This is a genomic window from Mycobacterium sp. NGS17 (assembly GCF_059813205.1).
On the sequence record NZ_JCALED010000041.1, the window covers coordinates 1 to 514 of the forward strand.

Genomic DNA, 514 nt, shown 5'->3' on the forward strand with positions numbered 1-514 from the left:
GGCACCACCGTGTCCGGACGGCCCACCGACATGCCCGGCGCCGAATCGCTGATCGGGCTGCTGATCAACACCGTGCCCGTACGCGCCCGCCTGCACCCGACCACCACCACCACCGACCTACTCGACCAACTCCAACACGCCCACACCCACACCCTCGATCACCACCACCTGCCCCTGGGCGACATCCACCGCCTCACCGGCCACGACCAACTCTTCGACACCTTGCTCGTGTTCGAAAACTATCCCGTCGACACCGCCGCCCTCACCGGCCCCGACGACCTGACCATCACCGACTTCACCGGCCGCGAAACCAATCACTATCCCCTGACCGTGCAAGCCATTCCGGGCAGCGAACTGGGCCTGCGCATCGAATACGACACGGATGTGTTTGATGCGGTCTCGGTTGAGGTTTTGGTGGCGCGGTTGGAGCGGGTGTTGGTGGCGATGACGGCCGAGCCGGGGCGGCGGTTGTCGTCGGTCGAGGTGCTCGATGTGGGCGAGTATGCCGAGTTGG

At 65.6% G+C, this 514-nt stretch carries 1 protein-coding gene; it reads left to right on the top strand.

The genetic code is table 11. The features are described from left to right. The coding region (locus AC5Y7E_RS24260; protein WP_499950956.1) for a condensation domain-containing protein at positions 1-514 on the top strand (514 nt) is incomplete at both ends.